We start from the raw sequence: 15,302 nt of genomic DNA, 5'->3' as shown, positions 1-15,302 counted from the left end.
GTCGTGGAAGCCGAGTGCGGGAGCCGAGTGTCTCACCAGGCCGAAGTGGGAACCCTACGCCTGCGCGCGGGCATCAGCAGGACCCCTTGACTCGTGATCGGCGGGTCCTGACGGACGACTCCGCGGGCCACCTCGTCGGCGATCACCTCGAGCCGAGCGACGCCGTCGAGGTCGCCGGGCAGGATCACGCGGTCGTAGCCGAGGTTCACCACGAGGTGCTCGGGCCCGAGCGCCCAGTGCAGTTCGCCGGCGCCCACGGTGTGCGGGACGATGCTCGCCTTCCTGCCGCGGTCGGCGGACCGGATGCCGATCCGGCCGCGCCACGCGTCGTGGAGGCGGACGAGCAGCGCGTGCAGAGCGGCGACGACCTCCGGGTCCGGCGTCCGAGTGTCGGGGGTGGACTGCGGCGGCTCGCACGGCGGCGGGAGCTCGGCGTCCGCGTCGATCTCGAGGGCGACGCGGAGGGTCGCGCCGCCGGTGGAGCGGTCCCAGGACGCGAGTCGCCGCAGCCTCCGCTGGGAGGGGTCGGGGACGAGGACGCCGCCCTCGCCGATCGCCGGGATCGCGCCGAGCACGGTCTCGTCGACGATCCCGCGCACGACCCCGGTCACCGTGAGTGCGTCGGGCAGAGCCTGGTGGTGCTCCTCCGCGTAGCGAGCCGGACCCGTCGGTCGGGCCGGGTAGCTCAGAAGCGACCACGTGGCACGGTCACCTACCGCGAACGGCGCGCCGCAGCAGTCCATCTCCCAGCCCTCGCGGACGACCTCGATCAGGCGCGTCGAACAAGCGATCACCGATGACCCCCGATTCCGTTCTCTCGCTGAAGACGTCCCCCTTCCGATCCTCGCATCGACACCCTCCCGACCTCAGAACGGCGGTGACTCGTTCTTCACGGCGTCCGGTTCTCTGTCCGGTGCCGCGCGGCCTCTCGGCGGCCCGGTGCGCGCGGGGTGGGTGACGTGCCGCCTGCCGGTCGGGCTCGTCCAGTGCAGAACTCCGGCGGGCCGGTGCTCGACCTGCCAGGTGCTGGTGTGCCGGAGCCTGTGGTGGTGGCGGCAGAGGTGGGCGAGGTTGTCGGCGTCGGTGCGGCCGCCGTGCTGCCACTCGACGCCGTGGTCGACGTCGCTCGCGGAGGCCGCTCGGGTGCAGCCCGGGAAGCGGCAGGTCTCGTCGCGGTGTAGCAGGTAGCGCCGCAGATCGGCGGGCACCCGGTACGAGGTGCGTCCCACGGAGAGCACCGCGCCGGTCTCCGGATGGGTGAGGATCCGCGTGAAGGAGGGCGCATCGGCCGCGAGCCGGCGCGTGGTCTCGGGGTCGATCGGCCCGTAGCCCTCGAGGGTGCCGGGCTCGTCGGAGCGGCCCAGGAGCGTGAGGACGGGGACGGTGACCGCGACCCGCGGACGGATCCCGACCGGAACGGCGGTTCCCGTCGCTCGTCGCTCCGCGCCGGCGGTCTCGCCGTCGATGAGGAGCGCTGCCCCGACGTCCGCCCGCAGCTGCCCGATCGTCCGCTTCTCGCCGGGCAGCTCGCGCAGGGAGCGCGCTACGCGGTCGATGCGGTCGAAGGCGCCGTGCGCCTCGGGGGCGGGGAGGTGCAGGAGCAGGGTGGCCCTGCCGTCGCTGTCGCCGTCGAGCCAGACGCCACGCCGCGCGGCGCAGCGGCGGTGGCGCTCGGTCGTCGACTCGGGATGCAGTCGCTCCCGCAGAGTCCGGAGGCGACGCTGCAGCTGCGGGGGAGTGCGGTCGGCCGCGACCACGGCGGCCTCCTCATCGAGGCGCCCGCGCACCTCGGGCGGCAGCTCGGCGGCGGCGCGGAGGATCACCCGCGCGTGCTCGGGCGAGATCCGACCCTCACGGAGTGCGGCGAGGGTGAGCGGGAGCTCGTTGACGAGCAGCCGGCTCTCCTCGATCAGCCCGGAGACGTGCGCTTCCGACATCCGCAGCGCGGTGGCGAGTTCGGCGACGAGCGCCCGCTGCGCCGCCTCCCGCCGTTCCACGCGGTTGCGCACCAGCGGATCGACGAGCACCTCGTACGAGGCCGCCGCCGCGAGCCGGGCGCGCTCGACCAGCTCGGCACGCTGCGCCTCCGCTCGCGCCCGGAGCGGATCGGCCGCGCACACCGCATCGACCGCGGAGGCGAGCGCAGCATCTGCGCCCCTGCGCCCCTCGCGGGGTCGCTCCCCGTCCTCGTTCTGAACCATACGAGAATGGTTCCAGAGACCACCGACGCGCGGTCGCCTCCTCCGACGGATCGTCGGAGAACTCGCCGAAGTCGTCCCTGTGGAGGAGTGCCCACCCGCTCCTCGCTCTGCCGAGGCGACCTAGGGAGTCACGGCCTCAGAGCACGAACGTCCTGTCACACCCGCCGCGGCACCGTGAACACCGTCTCGACGCCCGGCGAGTACAGCACCGAGTCCGGCGCCCGCGACGCCAGCCCCGGGAAGCCCGCGACCTCGAGCAGCCCGTCGTCGAGGGCGAGCAGCTCCGCGCGCTGCAGCGGCCACGGCCGGTGCAGGTTGCGGCCGTACCAGGTGGAGCCCAGGTGTCGCTCGTGGTAGGCCCAGCGCGAGGTGAGGAAGCCGGCGATCGGATCCTCGGACGCGTCGGTGCCCGGGGTCGGCCGCACCACGATCCGCGAGCGGGCGGCGGGGTCGCTGATCCGCTCGGTCGTGTAGATGACCGCTCCGTGGCGGTGCTCGATCCCCATCCGCGCCCAGCGGTAGGGCAGGCCGAAGACGGCCTGCGCCGTGAGCACGGGCAGCAGGTGCGACGCCTCGAGCGAGACGAAGACGACTCCGCGGCGCCCGTGCCGGTCGATCGAGTACAGCCGCACGTTCACCTCGGGGAAGGTCCCCAGCCACGGCACGCGCGGCCCGCCGAGGAACGCCGTCCGCGACAGCCGGAACGGGATGAGGCCCACCCAGGAGGCGCCGTCGTGCTCGTCCGGACGCACGCCGGGCGGCAGGTGCGGCGCGACCAGCGCCGGGTCGACGCGCCAGTGCAGGAAGGCCGCCTCGGTCCAGCGCTGGCGGAGGATGCGCGGCCCGCCGAGCGCGGGCGCGGAGCGGGTCACGGATTCGACGGAGGTCACGCGGCCATCGTGCTCCCCGCTGCTGCGAACCGGCCGGTGCAGCGCAGTATCGGCGCGCCCCGCGGCAACCGCGGCGCGATTCACCGCTCGGAGCCGGCTCCCGCGAGCTCCACCAGCGCCGCGACCGCGACGCGCACCGGCGCGGATGACGCCACCGACCCGCGCACCACGGCGTGGATCGACCGCAGCGGGCGCGGCCGCACCAGCGGCACCGCCACGAGCCCCGCCGGGAGCGGCTGCGCAGCGAGCGCCGGCAGCACGGTCAGCCCCATCCCCGCCGCCACGAAGGCGACCGCCGTCACGTGGTCGTTCGCCTGCACGTGGAAGCGCGGCGTGAAGCCGGCCGCCGCGCAGGCGTCGACGAGGGTCCGGCGGCACCAGCCGGTCGGCAGGTCGTTGTCGATCCAGCGGTCGCCCGCGATCTCCGCCAGCTCGATCTCGGCGCGCTCGGCGAGCGGATGCGACCGGTCCAGGACGGCGAGGTACGGGTCGTCGATCAGGTGGTGGGCCGTGAAGCCGGGGGAGTCGGCCGTCCGGCCCGGCTCGGCGACCAGCAGCTGGACGTCGGGCCGCTCGGCCGGGTCCTCCGCCACCTCCTCGCCCAGGCGCAGATCGAGCGCCAGCTGCGGGAACCCGGCGATCAGCCGCCGCGCCACCTCGGGCATCCAGGCGCTGCCGACGGAGGCGAAGTAGGTCATCGAGAGCCGGCCGGCCCGGCCCGCGCGCAGGTCGGCGACGACCGCCTCCGCCTCGCCGAGCCGCTCCAGCACCCGGTCGGCCTGCTCGGCGAGGGTGCGGCCCGCGGCGGTCGGCCGGACGCCGCGGCCGACCCGCTCGAGCAGGGTCAGCCCGGTCTCGCGCTGCAGGGCGGCGAGGTGCTGGCTGATCGCCGACGGCGTGTAGCCGAGCGACGCTGCGGCGCCGACGATCGAGCCGGCCGCGACGACGGCGCGGAGGACCCGGAGGCGCTGGACGTCGAGCATGCGCCGACCCTAGCGAGGATGAAGCCGCACTGCACGATCCGGTAGAACCGTGGACTGGTGCTGATGCCCGCCGTCCCGCCACGATGAGTCCATGACCAGCACCGCACCCTCCAGCACCACCGCCGCTCCGAGCCGCCGCGACGCGGTCCTGCTCTGGTCGGCGATCGCGGTGACGGTGCTGCTCTGGGCGTCGGCCTTCGTCGGCATCCGCTTCGCCGCGGACGACTTCGGCCCGGGCGCCCTCACCCTCGGCCGCATCGTGGTCGGCTCGATCGCGCTGACGGTGGTGCGCGTCGTGATCACGGCACGCCGGGGCCCCGAGCGGCCGGAGCGCAGCCGGGTGCCGCGCGGCCGGATCCTGCTGCTCGTGCTCGTCTGGGGCGTCGCCTGGTTCGGCGTCTACAACCTCGCGCTGAACGCGGCCGAGCGGCACGTCGACGCCGGTACCGCGGCGCTCCTGGTCAACATCGCGCCGATGATCACCGCGGTCCTCGCGGGCCTCCTGCTCGGCGAGGGCTTCCCGCGGCGCCTGCTCGGCGGCATGGCGGTGGCGCTCGCCGGAGTCGCGGTGATCGCCTTCTCCACCTCCTCGGGGCAGTTCGACGTGATCGGCGTCGTCCTCGGCCTCGCCGCCGCGGTCCTCTACGGCGGTGCCGCGACGCTGCAGAAGCGCCTGCTCGGGCACGTCGACGCGATGACGATGACCTGGATCGGCTGCCTCGCCGCGACCGTCGCCTGCCTGCCGTTCGCGCCGGACCTGGTCGCCTCGCTCCAGGCCGCACCCGCCTCCTCGATCGCCGCCGTCGTCTACCTGGGCGTCTTCCCGACGGCCGTCGCCTTCACCACCTGGGGCTACGTCCTCTCGCGCTCCAGCGCCGGCCGCACGGCCGCCACCACCTACGCGGTCCCGGCCGTCGTGGTGCTGCTGTCCTGGCTCCTGCTCGCCGAGACGCCTCCGGCCGCCGCGCTGATCGGCGGCGCGATCGCGCTGGGCGGAGTCGCGGTCGCCACGCTCCGGCGGCGGCCCGCCGGAGTCTGAGGGAGCGCTCACTCCCCGGCGATATGCTGGGGCCACGTTCGTCCAGTCGGCGCCGAGCGCCGGTCACGGTGCGCGCCCGTTACGGTGAGGATCCCCCGATGACCGAGGCCCTGCAGCCGCCCCAGAACGCCCTCTCGCTCACGCCGCCCGAGCCCGTCGCCGCGGTCGCGACCACGTCGGCGCCGTCGATCGCGCCGAAGGTCCCCGAGCAGGCGCTGCCCGGCCTCGAGGCGAAGGTCGACGGCTATCTCGCGTCGCTGATGTCGGCCGAGGCCCGCAGCCCCGAGTTCGCGGCGAAGGCCAACGACATCCGCACGATGGGCGACGCCGACATCCGCTCGGCCGCCGACTCCTCGAACCGCCTGCTGAAGACGCCCGTGCGGGCGCTGCAGGAGGGCGGGCTCTCCGAGGGCTCGACCATCGGCAAGACGCTGCTGGAGCTGCGCCGCACGGTCGAGGACCTCGACCCCTCCGAGGACAACATCCAGAAGAAGATCCTCGGCTTCATCCCCTTCGGCAACAAGATCACCGACTACTTCCGCCGCTACGAGAGCGCGCAGTCGCACCTCAACGCGATCATCCAGGCGCTCTACGACGGCCAGGACGAGCTGCGGAAGGACAACGCGGCGCTCAACCTGGAGAAGCAGAACCTCTGGGACACGATGACGCGCCTCAACGAGTACATCTACGTCGCGGAGCGCCTCGACGTGAAGCTGTCGGCGAAGATCGCCGAGCTCGACGCGACCGACCCGGACCGCGCCCGGGCGCTGCGCGAGGACGTCCTCTTCTACGCGCGGCAGAAGCACCAGGACCTGCTGACCCAGCTGGCCGTCTCGATCCAGGGCTACCTCGCGATCGACGTCGTGATCAAGAACAACGTCGAGCTGATCAAGGGCGTCGACCGCGCGACCACGACGACCGTGTCGGCGCTGCGCACGGCGGTCATCGTCGCGCAGGCGCTCGCCAACCAGCGCCTGGTGCTCGACCAGATCACCGCGCTCAACACCACGACCTCGAACATGATCGAGGCCACCTCGCGGATGCTCGCCGAGCAGTCCGCGAGCATCCAGTCGCAGGCGGCGTCGGCGACGGTCGGGCTGCCGCAGCTGCAGGCCGCGTTCGCGAACATCTACCAGACCATGGACTCGATCTCGGACTTCAAGATCAAGGCGCTCGACAGCATGGCGCAGACCGTCGGGGTGCTGCAGGTCGAGACCGCGAAGGCCGGCGAGTACGTCGAGCGGGCCCGGCGCAGCAACTCCGACATCGACGCGGCCTCCTCGCTCGATCTCGGCCGCTAGCCGATGGGCTGGCTCTCCCGCCTGTTCGGCGGCACCGACCCGGTGCCGGAGGAGACCGCGCCCGCACTCCCGCGCGTGCCGTCCAGCGACGACATCCTCGCGGCGCTCGACCGGGTCGCGGCGGAGACCGCGGGCAAGGTCCCGGCGATCGTCGCGGCCCGCATCCGCCGGGTCGACGAGACCGTGCGCGAGATGGTGCCGCGCCTGGACCGCCTCGGCGGGATGAGCCGGCAGGGCCACACCGTCGTCGCCACCGCCACCAGCTACCTGCCCGAGGCGGTCGAGGGCTACCTGCGCCTGCCGCGCGACTTCGCCGACCGCCGCGCCGTCTACAAGGGGAAGACCTCGCTGATGATCCTCTGCGACCAGCTCGACCTGCTCGGGGGCACCCTCGACCGGATCTCCGACGCCGTCTCGCGGCAGGACGCCTCGGCGCTGATCGCGCACGGGCAGTTCCTCGCCGAGAAGTTCACGGAGTCGTCGCTGTCGAGCGGACTGGACGCGCCTCCCGCATCGTCCACGCCCACCACTCCGGGCTCGCTGACCCCGCCGAGCGCCTCGTGAGCACGCTCGCGGCGTCGCTCGACGCGCTCGTCCTGGTCGGATCCGCGGCCGGACTCGACGCTGCCGCCGTGCGCGCCGAGGGCGCTCGCCTCGCGGCCGCGGTCGCGGAGTCGATCACCGGGGCCGGCCAGGACTGGCTCGCCGAGACCGGGACGACCGGCGGTCTCGAGGCGTTCTTCACTGCCGCGTCGAGCGCGCGGCGCTGGCGCAGCTCGCCGACCGACCTGCTCGCCGGGCTGGTCGCGGCCCGGTCGGAGCAGGCCGGTGCGTACGCGCGGGCGCTGACCGAGGTCGTGTCCGCGGCGAGCGCGCTGGGGGAGCCGGGGATCGGCGGGATCGCGGCGGCGTCGGCGACGGCGGCGGCGCAGCTGGGGGCGGTGCAGGCTCCTTCGACGTCGGCGCCTGCCGCTCGGCGCGATCTTCCCGCCGGCGTTCCCGGTGTCGACGAGATCCTCGCGCGGCTGCGGCGGACCGAGCACGACGGGCCGCAGGACGAGCCGGGACCGGTCGCCGCCGCGCCGCCCGCCTCTCCCGCGCCGGAAGCCGAGCCCGAGCCGCTCGAGCCGCCTGAGGCGATCGAGGACCTGCTCGCCGAGCTCGACGCGCTGATCGGCCTCGACCGGGTGAAGGGCGAGATCAAGCGGCAGACCCAGCTGCTCCGGATCGACACCCTGCGCCAGGCCGCGGGTCTCACCACGCCGACGCTCACCCGGCACCTCGTCTTCACCGGCAACCCGGGCACCGGCAAGACCACGGTCGCCCGCCTCGTCTCGCGGATCTACCGCTCGCTCGGCATCCTCTCGAAGGGCGTGCTCGTCGAGGTCGACCGCTCGGAGCTGGTGGCCGGCTACCTCGGCCAGACCTCGATGAAGACGGCCGAGGTGATCGCCTCGGCCCGCGGCGGCGTGCTCTTCATCGACGAGGCCTACGCGCTCGCGCTCGACCAGTACGGGGCGGAGGCGGTGACCACCCTGGTCAAGGACATGGAGGACCACCGCGGCGACCTCGTCGTCATCGTGGCGGGCTACTCCGGCCCGATGCGGGGCTTCCTCGACACCAATCCCGGCCTCGCGAGCCGCTTCTCCACCACCATCGACTTCGCCGACTACAGCGACGAGGAGCTGTCCGCGATCTTCGCGCGCCTCGCCGCCGCCGCCGACTTCACCCCGACCCCGGAGGCGGTCGCCGCCTTCGCCGACGTCGCCGCCGCTCAGGAGCGCACCGAGGCGTTCGGCAACGGGCGCTGGGTGCGCAACGTGCTCGACGCGGCCATCGCCCGGCACGCCTGGCGCCTGCGCGACACCGAGGAGCCGACGCTCGACGAGCTGCGGACCCTGGAGGCGGACGACGTCGTGGAGGCGGAGCTGCCGGAGGCGGAGTCCGAGACCGACGCATCGACCGAGGAGATCGCATGAGCATCGCCACCGCCGCGCCGCCGGCTCCGCCCGCACCCGCGCAGGCTGCGCCGGCCGCTCGGCGGCCGACGCTCCTCGCCCGCGCGACCTCGACCACTCCGCGCACCCTGCGGCTGCTGCTCGTGCTCACCGCGCTCGCCGCCGTGCTGTTCGGCGTCTTCGCCCAGCAGGCCGCGTCGCTGCAGGCGCGCGCCGCGCAGGAGGCCCGCGAGCAGGCGGCCCAGCTGATCGGCGTCCAGGACGTGCGGAACCTCCTCGTCGACGCCAACGCGATCGCGGCGAACACGTTCCTGGTCGGCGGACTCGAGCCCGCGGAGCAGCGGCAGACCTACGTCGACAACCTCGCCGGCGCGTCCTCGCGGATCGCCGAGCTCGCCTCCACGCAGCCCGACGACGCCGAGACCCTCGCGACCATCGCCACCAAGCTGACCACCTACAGCGGACTGATCGAGCAGGCCCGCGCCAACAACCGGCAGGGCTTCCCGGTCGGCTCGGCGTACCTCGACCAGGCGTCCTCACAGCTGACCGGTGAGGAGGGGATCCTCGCCGATCTCAACGGGCTGGTCACCCGCGGGGCCGACCGCGTCGCCGGTGCCTACGACACCGTGCGCTTCAGCGTGCTGCTGCTGATCGGCTCGCTGGCGATGCTGCTCCTGCTGATCGCGGCGCAGGTCTGGCTGGCGCGGCGGACGCACCGCTACCTGAACCGCCCACTCGCCACCGCCACCGGACTGCTGCTGCTGGTCGGGATCGGCGGCGCCCTCGTGCTCGGCTCGATCGCGGGGCGTGCTGCGGCGGTGCGCGCCGAGCCGTACCAGGCGACGCTCGTGGTCTCGCAGGCGCTCACCGCGGCGAGCGACGCGAAGTCGCTGGAGAGCTTCACGCTGATCAAGCGCGGCTCGGGCGCGGCCCTCGAGGCGGAGTTCCAGGCGGCGGCGGAGGACGCGGGGGATCGGCTGCAGGCCGGGGTCGACGACGGCATCGTCGACGGGGCGCTGCTGACGGAGCTGAACGCGTGGCTCGACCTGCACGCGGCGATCCGCGCCGAGGACGACGGCGGGAACTGGGACCGGGCGGTCCTGCTCGCCACCTCGACGGAGCCCGACTCCGCCAACGTCGCGTTCGACGCCTTCGCCGATGATGCGCGCCTGGCGATCGTCGACGACACGACCACGACCCGGACCGAACTCGACGACGGGAGCGCGACCGCCTCGGTCGCCTCCTGGATCCTGCTCGCTGCCGGCCTGGTGGGCGCCCTGCTCGCCTGGCGCGGCGTCGCGCAGCGACTGGAGGAGTACCGATGACCCGCCTCAGCACCCTGCGCACGGGCGCCGTCGCGCTCCTGCTCGGCACCGTGCTCGCCGTCTCCGGCTGCACCAGCGGCGCGAGCGACCTCGGCACCCTCACCGAGGCGACGACGCCGACCCCCACGGCGTCCGCGCCGTCGACCGCCGCTCCCGCCACTGCGGAGTGCTCGCCGTCGGCGGTCACCTCCTACGCGCCGACCGGCGTGACCGACAGCCCCCGCCTCGCGCAGATCCGGGACGACGGGAAGCTCCGCGTCGGCGTCTCGGCCGACACCCTGCTGATGAGCTCGCGCAACCCGCTGACCGGCGCGATCGAGGGCTTCGACATCGACGTCGCCCGCGAGATCGCTCGCGCGATCCTCGGGAACCCGGACTCGATCGAGTTCGTGGTCATCACCTCGGCCCAGCGCCTGCCCGCCCTCAGCGGCGACGCGGCGACGCCGCAGGTCGACATGGTGGCCCGGACGCTCACGATGACCTGCGATCGCTGGAGCAGCATCGCCTTCTCCTCCGAGTACTACAGCGCCGGCCTCAAGGTGCTCGTCTCGGACAGCCGCGACGCGGACGGCATCGAGGACCTTGCGGGGCTGGACGTCTGCGCCCCGCGCAGCACCACCACGCTCAGCCGGCTGCAGAACGACTACCCGGAGGTGACCGCGGTCGCCGCCGACACGCACACCCAGTGCCTCGCGCAGTTCCAGGAGGGCTCCGTCGATGCGATCGCCGGCGACGACACGATCCTCGCGGGCTTCGTCGCACAGGACCCGTACGCCAAGGTGATCGGCGACCCGCTCAGCGATGAGCCCTACGGCCTCGGGATGCCCGCCGGCGACCCCGACTACGTGCGCTTCGTGAACGCGGCGCTCGAGAGCATCCGCGCGAACGGCCGCTGGCAGAGCATCTACGACCGCTGGCTCGGCGATCTCGGCACGGCGACGCCGCCCGCCGCCGTGTACGGGCGCTGATGGCGGCCGGGACGAGCGCCCCGGGCGTCTCGGGGGCGGGGGTCTCGGAGGGGACGCCCGTCGCTCCGGGGCGCCTGGGCGAGGCGATCCCGCAGCGCGCGCTCTTCGACTACCTCGCGCAGCTCGGCCGCTGGCTGGAGCGGACGACCCGCGAGCTCTCGCGGCTCGACGCCGCCGCGCTCGCCTCGCCGCAGGCCGACAGCTACACCGCCGACGTCGTCCTCGCGCAGTCGCTGCGCGAGTCGGTCACCCGGCGCCTGGCCGAGCTCGAGCTCGTCTGGGACTCCGGCCGCGTGGACACCGTGGCCCGCGAGCGGATGTCGCAGCTGATCTGGGGGAGGCTGGACTCCTCCGGCTCGGGCGGGAGTGCCGCCGTCTCGCTGGTCGAGGCCGTCCGGCTCTGCGACGCCGTCATCGGCCAGCTGAAGTCGCGCCTCGAGCTCGACCCGAGCGGCACCGACGTGGCCGGCCGGATCGTCGGGGTGCGCGCCGAGATCGAGCGCTGCCGCGACCTCACCCGCGATGCGCGCGGCACCGTCGACCAGGCCGCCGCTCAGCGGGTCGCCGTGCTCCGCTCGCGACTGGACGCCCTCGCCGAGAAGGCCGGCCGCGGCGCCGACGTCTCCGGCCCGCTCGGTCAGCTCGAGAGCGACTCCGCCCGGCTCGAGCGCGACCTGATCATCGCCGCCTCCGAGCGCCGCGGTCTCGAGCACGACCGGGTCCGCGCCCGCGAGCTGGCCGCCGCCGCGGAGCTGCGCGAGGCGCCGCTGCGCGAGCTCGTCGCTCGCTGCCGCCGCGAGATCGCGGATCCGCCCCGCCTCGCCGTGCCCGACGTCTCGCGCCTCGGCGAGCCTCCGAGCGGGCGGGAGGATCTCGACGCTCACCTCGCCCGCCTCACCGCCGTCGGCCGGGCGTTCGACGCTGTCGAGGCCGCGTACACCTCGCCGCTGCGCGAGCGGGCGGCGCTCGGCTTCCGGCTGCGGGCCCTGCGCGAGCGCGCCGCCGCCAACGGCCGGGCCGCGTCGCCCGTCGGCGTCGCGGCCGAGGCCGAGGTGCGCGCCGCGCTCGACGCGGTGCCCTGCTCGGTGCCGCTCGCCCGCCATCTGGTCGAGCAGTACGACGTGGTCACCCGCGACCTGCCCACCGCCCCGTCTCCCTCGCTCCCTCGGAAGGCCCGCTCATGAACGGTGACCCCTGCACCTCCACCCCGGGCTGCACCGGCGTGATCGAGGACGGCTACTGCAACGTCTGCGGGCTGCCGGCGGAGGCGCCTGCGGCCGCGGTGTCGGCTCCCACCGCGCGGCGCTCCGCGCCCGGCGCCCCCGCGCCCGCCACCGCCTCCGCCGCCTTCGGCACCGGCTTCGCCGAGGGCGCGCCGAACGCGCAGGCCCCCGTCGGATCGAGCACCGAGGAGGCGGCCACCGCCCGCAGCGGCCGCACCTCCTCCGCCCGCCTGGCGACCGCCGCGCTCGGCTCGGCCCGCACGGCGCAGACCGGCTCGAAGACCACCCGCCGCGTCGGCACCACCTCGACCCGCCTGCGCGGACCGCGGCTCGGCGCCGGGCTGACGACCGTCCCCTCCCGCCCCGCTGCCGATCCGATGGCCGCGCTGATGAAGGAGGCGGTGCTCCCCGAGCGCAAGCGCTTCTGCTCGAACTGCGGCACCGCGGTCGGCCGCGGTCGCGACGGCAAGGCCGGCCGCACCGAGGGCTTCTGCCCCAACTGCCGCACCCCGTTCAGCTTCACGCCGCAGCTCGCGAAGGGCGACGTCGTCGGCGGGCAGTACGAGGTCGTCGGCTGCCTCGCCTACGGCGGGCTCGGCTGGATCTACCTCGCCCGCGACCGCAACGTCTCCGGCCGCTGGGTCGTGCTCAAGGGCCTGCTCAACTCCGGCGACCCGGACGCCTACGCAGCGGCGGTGACCGAGCGGCAGTACCTCGCCGAGGTCGAGCACCCGCTGATCGTCGAGATCTACAACTTTGTCCTGCACGAGGGCGCCGGCTACATCGTGATGGAGTACGTCGGCGGGCCCAGCCTCAAGCAGATCCTCCAGGAGCGCCGCGACGCGAACGGCGGCTCCGCGGACCCGCTGCCCGTCGATCAGGCGCTCGCCTTCGTGCTCGAGGTGATGCCCGCCTTCGCCTACCTGCACGACCACGGCCTGCTCTACTGCGACTTCAAGCCGGACAACATGATCCAGGTCGGCGACCAGGTCAAGCTGATCGACCTGGGCGGCGTGCGCCGGGCCGACGACGAGGAGTCGGCGATCTACGGCACCGTCGGCTACCAGGCGCCCGAGGTGCCCGAGCTCGGGCCGTCGATCGCCTCCGACGTCTACACGATCGGGCGGACGATCGCCTCGCTCGTCCTCGACTTCCGCGGCAACCAGACGACCTACGTCGCGTCGCTGCCGCCGGTGTCCGAGACGCCGCTGTTCCAGACGTACGACTCGTTCTACCGCCTGGTCGCGAAGGCCTGCGCGCCAGACCCGCAGGACCGGTTCGCCACCGTCGACGAGATGCGCGGGCAGCTGCTCGGCGTGCTGCGCGAGGTCGTCGCGACCGACCGCGGACCGGGTCACCCCGCGTTGCACTCGACCGAGTCGGCGCTGTTCGAGGCGCCCGTCGCCGACGTGGTCGACCGGCCGCTGCCCTGGGACGCGCTGCCCGGGCTCAAGACCGACGAGTCCGACCCGGCCCGCGCCTGGCTCGCGGGCGTCAACGTCGCCGACCCGATCGTCCGGCTGAGGGCCCTCGCGCTCGCGCCGACCGTCACCGTCGAGGTGCGGCTCGCCCGCGCCCGCGCGGCGATCGAGGCCGAGCGCTGGGAGGACGTCGCCCGGGCGACCGGCGAGATCCTCACCGAGGACCCGTGGGAGTGGCGCGCGGTCTGGATGAGCGGGCTGGCCCAGCTCGCTCGCCACGACGACATCGGCGCCCGCGCCTCGTTCAACACCGTCTACGGCCAGGTGCCGGGTGAGCTCGCGCCGAAGCTCGCGCTCGCCGCGGCCTGCGAGTCGAGCGGCGAGCCCGAGGTGGCGGAGTCGCTCTACGTGATCTGCGCCCGCGCCGACGCCAACTACACCGCGCCCGCCGCCTTCGGCCTGGCCCGGGTCCGGCAGCACCGGGCCGATCTGGACGGCGCGCTCGACGCGCTCGACATCGTCACGCCGACCCGCTCCTCCTACGTCGACGCCCGCCGCCGCCGGGCCGAGCTGCTGGCCGGCTCGGGGCGCGGACTGCCGGCGCTGTCCGCGGCGCTCGCCAGTGTCGACACCGTCGCGATCGACGCGCGCACCCGGCTCGAGCTGACGACGGGGGTGCTGGAGTCGGCGCTCGAGCTGGTCCAGCGCGACGGGCCCGCCGAGGGAGCGACCATCGGCGGGATCGACGCCACCGAGCCCGCCCTCCGCGACGGTCTCGAGACCTCCTACCGCTCGCTCGCGGCCGCCACCCGCGAGAAGCAGGAGCGCCTGCGCCTCGTCGACCGGGCGAACGCCGTGCGCCGCTGGACGCTGACGTGAGCGGGGCGAGCGACGTGAGCGGGGAGAGTTCCGTGAGTGCCGCGCTGTCCACGCCCTGCCCGAACTGCGGCGAGCCGGTCTCGACCGGCGACGCCTTCTGCGAGGCCTGCGGGACGACGCTGATCGTCCCGGCCGCCGCGGCCGCCCCGCCCGCCGCCGGATCCGAGGGCCCGACCGCCTGCCTGCACTGCGGGGGAGCGATCGCCGACGACGGCTACTGCGAGCAGTGCGGTCAGCGCGCCCCGACCGAGCGCGAGCACTGGGCGGAGGCGCCGCACCCGCTGGTCGGCGGCGTCTGCGACCGCGGGATCCGCCACGCGGCCAACGAGGACGCGATGGCGATCGGCGCGACCGCCGGCGAGGACGGCGCCCTGCGGACCGCACTGCTGGTGGTCTGCGACGGCGTCTCCTCGACCCCCGACTCCGACGCCGCCTCGCTCGCCGCGGCCCGCGCCGCACTGAGCGCGCTGCGCAGCGAGGTCGGCGGCGAGGTGCACGGCGCCGAGCGCTGGGGCGCGCTGCTGCAGATGGCGGTCGCGCGCGCCTCCGGAGCGATCGACGCCGCGGTGCCCGAGAAGCGCGACAACCCGCCCTCGTGCACCTTCACCGCCGCGATCCTGGACGGCGCGCTGCTGGTCACCGGCAACGTCGGCGACAGCCGCAGCTACTGGATCCCCGACGCGGGCCCCGCCCGGCAGCTGACCGTCGACGACTCCTGGGCGCAGGAGCAGATCGCCTCGGGCGTGCCCCGCGCCGAGGCCGAGTCCGCGCCCGACGCGCACGCCATCACCAAGTGGCTGGGCGCCGACGCGCACGACGAATCGCCGACCCTGGGCTCCACGGTGCTCGACGAGCCGGGCTGGGTGCTCGTCTGCTCCGACGGCCTGTGGAACTACGCCTCGCCCGCCGAGGAGCTCGCGGCCGTCCTGCACGACGCGGTCGCCCGCGTCGGCGACGACCCGGTCGCGCTGGCGGAGGCCCTCGTCGCCTGGGCGAACGAGCGCGGCGGCCAGGACAACATCACGGCGGCCCTGGCGCGCTTCGCCCCGGGCGGGGACCAGACGCCCCACGCGGACGAGTAGGCCGCCTGCGGCTGCCTGCATGCTGATCGAGT

General features: G+C 74.5%; 13 protein-coding genes. 9 read left to right on the top strand and 4 right to left on the bottom strand.

Annotated features, from left to right (window positions below; translation table 11 throughout):
- Positions 1 to 32: 32 nt before the first annotated feature.
- From HRK28_RS05970 to HRK28_RS05955, 4 genes are all read right to left on the bottom strand, one after another.
- On the bottom strand, positions 33 to 794 hold the full coding sequence (locus tag HRK28_RS05970) for a DUF6578 domain-containing protein (RefSeq protein ID WP_217274404.1): 762 nt from the start codon (positions 792 to 794) through the stop codon (positions 33 to 35).
- Positions 795 to 866: 72 nt separating this feature from the next.
- Positions 867 to 2,201, bottom strand: a complete 1,335-nt coding sequence (locus HRK28_RS05965; RefSeq protein ID WP_173250693.1) for an HNH endonuclease signature motif containing protein — start codon at positions 2,199 to 2,201, stop codon at positions 867 to 869.
- 155 nt (positions 2,202 to 2,356) lie between these two features.
- The gene (locus tag HRK28_RS05960) at positions 2,357 to 3,091 is read right to left on the bottom strand and encodes a YqjF family protein (RefSeq protein ID WP_367948346.1); all 735 of its coding nucleotides are present in this window, start codon (positions 3,089 to 3,091) and stop codon (positions 2,357 to 2,359) included.
- 80 nt (positions 3,092 to 3,171) lie between these two features.
- Positions 3,172 to 4,074, bottom strand: a complete 903-nt coding sequence (locus tag HRK28_RS05955) for a LysR family transcriptional regulator (RefSeq protein WP_173250692.1) — start codon at positions 4,072 to 4,074, stop codon at positions 3,172 to 3,174.
- A gap of 91 nt (positions 4,075 to 4,165) precedes the next feature.
- Between HRK28_RS05955 and HRK28_RS05950 the strand changes: the two genes are divergently transcribed.
- From HRK28_RS05950 to HRK28_RS05910, 9 genes are all read left to right on the top strand, one after another.
- A complete protein-coding gene (locus tag HRK28_RS05950; protein WP_173250691.1) occupies positions 4,166 to 5,113 on the top strand; it encodes a DMT family transporter in 948 nt (315 codons plus the stop codon).
- Positions 5,114 to 5,211: 98 nt separating this feature from the next.
- Positions 5,212 to 6,414, top strand: coding sequence for a toxic anion resistance protein (locus HRK28_RS05945; RefSeq protein WP_123444926.1), 1,203 nt, complete (start codon positions 5,212 to 5,214; stop codon positions 6,412 to 6,414).
- A gap of 3 nt (positions 6,415 to 6,417) precedes the next feature.
- Positions 6,418 to 6,978, top strand: a complete 561-nt coding sequence (locus tag HRK28_RS05940) for a hypothetical protein (protein ID WP_173250690.1) — start codon at positions 6,418 to 6,420, stop codon at positions 6,976 to 6,978.
- Positions 6,975 to 8,393 (top strand): AAA family ATPase, encoded by a 1,419-nt coding sequence (locus HRK28_RS05935; RefSeq protein WP_173250689.1) that lies wholly within the window; start codon positions 6,975 to 6,977, stop codon positions 8,391 to 8,393. Before HRK28_RS05940 ends, HRK28_RS05935 begins: the two co-directional genes overlap by 4 nt.
- A complete protein-coding gene (locus HRK28_RS05930; RefSeq protein ID WP_173250688.1) occupies positions 8,390 to 9,697 on the top strand; it encodes a hypothetical protein in 1,308 nt (435 codons plus the stop codon). Before HRK28_RS05935 ends, HRK28_RS05930 begins: the two co-directional genes overlap by 4 nt.
- On the top strand, positions 9,694 to 10,665 hold the full coding sequence (locus HRK28_RS05925; RefSeq protein ID WP_173250687.1) for a glutamate ABC transporter substrate-binding protein: 972 nt from the start codon (positions 9,694 to 9,696) through the stop codon (positions 10,663 to 10,665). Before HRK28_RS05930 ends, HRK28_RS05925 begins: the two co-directional genes overlap by 4 nt.
- Positions 10,665 to 11,849: a hypothetical protein gene (locus HRK28_RS05920; RefSeq protein WP_173250686.1), complete on the top strand. Its 1,185-nt coding sequence runs from the start codon at positions 10,665 to 10,667 to the stop codon at positions 11,847 to 11,849. Before HRK28_RS05925 ends, HRK28_RS05920 begins: the two co-directional genes overlap by 1 nt.
- A complete protein-coding gene (locus HRK28_RS05915; RefSeq protein ID WP_173250685.1) occupies positions 11,846 to 14,188 on the top strand; it encodes a serine/threonine-protein kinase in 2,343 nt (780 codons plus the stop codon). Before HRK28_RS05920 ends, HRK28_RS05915 begins: the two co-directional genes overlap by 4 nt.
- A 32-nt stretch (positions 14,189 to 14,220) precedes the next feature.
- Positions 14,221 to 15,270: a PP2C family serine/threonine-protein phosphatase gene (locus HRK28_RS05910; RefSeq protein WP_367948345.1), complete on the top strand. Its 1,050-nt coding sequence runs from the start codon at positions 14,221 to 14,223 to the stop codon at positions 15,268 to 15,270.
- The last annotated feature ends 32 nt before the right edge of the window (positions 15,271 to 15,302 follow it).

The organism is Rathayibacter sp. VKM Ac-2835, assembly GCF_013266705.1.
Lineage (GTDB): Bacteria > Actinomycetota > Actinomycetes > Actinomycetales > Microbacteriaceae > Rathayibacter.
The sequence above is the reverse complement of the archived record's forward strand: the minus strand, read 5'-3'. Positions and strand labels throughout refer to the sequence as shown.